Genomic DNA, 3,037 nt, shown 5'->3' on the forward strand with positions numbered 1-3,037 from the left:
CACACCCGTTCCCATACCGAACACGGAAGTTAAGCTCTTTAGCGCCGATGGTAGTTGGGGGCTTCCCCCTGTGAGAGTAGGACGTCGCTAGGCAACCAAAACAGTCAGCTGAGTGCTGGCTGTTTTTTTATGGGCAATAATAATTTATTTAAATAAGACAAGAAGCCATAAAATGATAGCTTCTTGTTTTTTTATAGCCATAAATGTATATAGATATAAAATGATATAAATTAATTTTTAGAGATATTAATGCCTATACCTTTGGAAGACAAAAAAATGGATTTGATGGGTACCTTATATTAAAATGACAGTTATTATTTTCCAATAACTACCTAAAATTATTATTTAATTACAAAAATAGATGTTTATTTTAAAATGATTAATAGGAGTGTGAAAGTTGATAATTTTAGATAAACCTTATGTCTCCGAACTATTGGTAGATACTATTAGAAAGCTTCGGATTTCTGTTGTTAGTTTAAATGATGTTTTTTAATGAGTCCGATATAAATTTTAAAAAGATAGAGGATTTATTAATAGAATTAGAAAATGGAAACAGTCCTATTTTATTTAACTCTGAAAATGGACTCAATATTTTATCAAGATATACACCTAATAATTATTTAACTACTGTTACAGAAATATTGAAAAATAAAGTTACATTTAGGAAGGTATTGAGTAGACAGTATGAAGATTTCTTTTTTCAGGAAGTGTTACTAAGAGATTTAGAAGAAATAGATGTAAGCACAATTCCATTTCCCATTATGTAAAGCCAGTAATAGGAAATCCAAGTATAGGTATACATCGTATAGATAAATTAGAAGAATACCATGAAATGATAAAACAGCTTAAAAAGGAAATGGATGTTGAAATCAGATCAGAGTATCCAAGGGAAGTTATTAATAATCAGTCATTTATTATTGAAAAATTTATTGAAGGTGATGAATATGTCATTGATGCATATTTTTCAGAGGATGGAAAACCAATCATTTTAAATTTGTTTAAAAGAATGTCTAGGCATGAAAAAGATATGAGTAACCGAATATATTATACAAGTAAGCAAGTAATAAACGAATCTTTAATGAAAATAAATACATTCTTAAATACTATCTCATCATTTTTTGCTTTGAAAAGGATACCAATACATATTGAAATACGTCTTGATAAAGAAGGCAAAATTATCCCAATTGAAGTGAGTCCATTAAGATTCTCTGAGATGCGTACTAATGAGCTTGGTATTTATGCTTATGGGATAAACGCATGTGAGTACTTTTTTAATCAACAAAAGCCAGATTGGAAAAGTATAGTGAGTGATATGGATAATTTCATTTATAGTTACTGTTGCGCAAAGATAAACTCTCCAATTGATTTCAAGAAAGTAGAATCTATTAATCATAAAGGGTTTAAAGAAAATTTTAGAGTATCGAAAAATGAATATTATTGATAATTCTACTTTTGCAGTCGTTTTTCATAAAGCACCTGACTTAGAGGAAAACATGCGATTATTAAATGTAGATTTAAATCAATACGTTATATTAAAGGAATTAGCATTTGTTTAGTTTTATTAAATAAAGACAATCTTGTTGGTTAATGAAATATTAGGTGCTTCTTTGGTGAAACTTGTTATTTTTCAAAAACTTCTAGTTGTCTGAAAAAGGGATTAAGTTGTATATACAGTTAGAATAAATACTAACCTGAGTTATTGTGAAGGGATCAGGCTCTATTTTATATAGTGCTTAATCCTTTTTATTTAATAAACGTAATTTCATCGAGCATTAGAAATTCGACAAGAACTTGTATATTTTAGTTCTAATTGTTATTACTATTTCTTATAATGTGAAGATTACTTGAAAAAGGAGAGGGAGTTTTGTGGATTGATGGTGTTTTTTCTGGTGGCGGTTTGAAGGGGTTTGCACTAGTTGGAGCATATCAAGTACTAGAAGCTGAAAATTTTCGCTTTAAAAGGGTAGCTGGGACGAGTGCTGGGGCCATATTAGCTGCTTTTATTGCTGCAGGATATAGCGGAAAAGAAATCCAAACTATGTTAGAAGAGTTGGATGTACCTTCATTACTAGATTCAAGGAAAACAATCTTACCATTCCCGTTTATGAAGTGGGTTAACGTTTATCACCATTTAGGTTTATATAAAGGAAAAGCATTAGAAAAATGGTTTTTTCAAAAATTAGCTGCAAAAGGCGTTTATACATTCGGAGATTTACCTAGAGATTCGTTAAAATTAGTGGCGTCAGATTTAACAAATGGCAGAATAATAGTTTTACCAGACGATTTACAAAAATATCATATTGATGAGAAAAATTTTTCGGTTGCAAGTGCTTTACGTATGAGTTGTGGTATACCATTTTTCTTTGAACCCGTAACATTAAAAACAGGAAAGGGAGATTCAGTTATTGTAGATGGCGGTGTATTGAGTAATTTTCCGTTATGGGTATTTGACGATAAGGAAGGTCGTAAAGTACGACCAACTATAGGGCTAAAACTGAGTAGACGTAGAGAAGAACAATGCCCGCATGTAATTAAAAATGGATTAAATTTATTTGAAGCTTTATTTTCTACTATGAAAGATGCTCATGATGAAAGGTATATCTCAAGACGGCATGAAAGAGATATTATTTTCATCCCAGTCGATGATTATAGTGCCACACAATTTGATTTAGATGAAGAGACTAAAGAAACTCTTTTAGAAATCGGGAGAAACCGTACTATTCAATTTTTAAAATCGTGGCCAAGATTTAGGTTATAAAACTTTTAAAAAAATGAAAGAAAACTATTGACGTTCTATGAAGCAGGTGATATTATATAAAAGTTACTGTTGAACATTCAACTACAACAATATAAAAATAAAATAACTGTTTGACAATGTATATAAAACATGTTATTATATAAAAGTTAGCTCTTAACGAAGAGATAATAATTATAAATGAACTTTGAAAACTGAACAAGCAAAACGTAATCAATAAAGTTTTTAGTAGCTAACCTTGAGTTAGTGAAAGAAACAAAATTTTGGACATCAAACATGATG

At 30.0% G+C, this 3,037-nt stretch carries 2 protein-coding genes and 1 rRNA gene; all 3 read left to right on the plus strand.

The annotated features are described in order from the left end of the window. Positions 1-93: ribosomal RNA gene (gene rrf / locus ACQKNC_RS22515) — 5S ribosomal RNA — on the plus strand; the annotation flags it as partial. A 682-nt stretch (positions 94-775) separates the two neighbouring features. Next, positions 776-1,441, plus strand: coding sequence for an ATP-grasp domain-containing protein (locus ACQKNC_RS22520; protein WP_427426922.1), 666 nt, complete (start codon positions 776-778; stop codon positions 1,439-1,441). Between the two features lie 423 nt (positions 1,442-1,864). Continuing rightward, the gene (locus ACQKNC_RS22525) at positions 1,865-2,758 is read left to right on the plus strand and encodes a patatin-like phospholipase family protein (protein WP_427426921.1); all 894 of its coding nucleotides are present in this window, start codon (positions 1,865-1,867) and stop codon (positions 2,756-2,758) included. Positions 2,759-3,037 lie beyond the last annotated feature (279 nt).

Source organism: Lysinibacillus sp. NPDC094177 (assembly GCF_050279145.1).
Taxonomy (GTDB): Bacteria; Bacillota; Bacilli; order Bacillales_A; family Planococcaceae; genus Lysinibacillus.